This window comes from Pseudomonas lurida (assembly GCF_013522705.1).
Taxonomy (GTDB): Bacteria; Pseudomonadota; Gammaproteobacteria; order Pseudomonadales; family Pseudomonadaceae; genus Aquipseudomonas; species Aquipseudomonas quebecensis.
On sequence record NZ_JAAMRE010000084.1, the window covers coordinates 1 to 522 of the forward strand.

The following is a 522-nucleotide window of genomic DNA, read 5'->3' on the forward strand; positions in this document are numbered from 1 at the left end:
AGGAAGATACGGTTGCCACCGGCAACGTGCTGACCAACGACAGCGACGTGGACAACGTGTTGACCGTGGCGAGCTTCAACGTCGGTGGCACCACCTACACCGCCGGCCAAACCGCCGTCATTACAGGTGTTGGCTCGATCACCATCGGTGCCAACGGTGCGTACACCTTCACCCCGGTTAAAGACTTCAACGGCGACGTGCCGCAAATCGGCTACACCACCAACACAGGTTCCAGCAGCACGCTGAATGTGAACATCGTGGCGGTCGATGATCCGAGTGTCCTCAAGGCTGACACCGGCAGCGCGCAGGAAGACACCGTTGCCACTGGCAACGTGCTGACCAATGACAGCGACGTCGATAATGTCCTGACCGTTGCCTCCTTCAATGTGGGTGGAACCACTTACACCGCCGGCCAAACCGCCGTCATTACAGGCGTTGGTTCGATCACCATCGGTGCCAACGGTGCGTATACCTTCACCCCGGTTAAAGACTTCAACGGCGACGTCCCACAGATCGGCTACA

At 58.6% G+C, this 522-nt stretch carries 1 protein-coding gene; it reads left to right on the forward strand.

The window, feature by feature from the left end:
• Positions 1-522 (forward strand): Ig-like domain-containing protein (locus G7025_RS26610; RefSeq protein WP_219855466.1); only part of this gene is annotated, 522 nt, incomplete at both ends.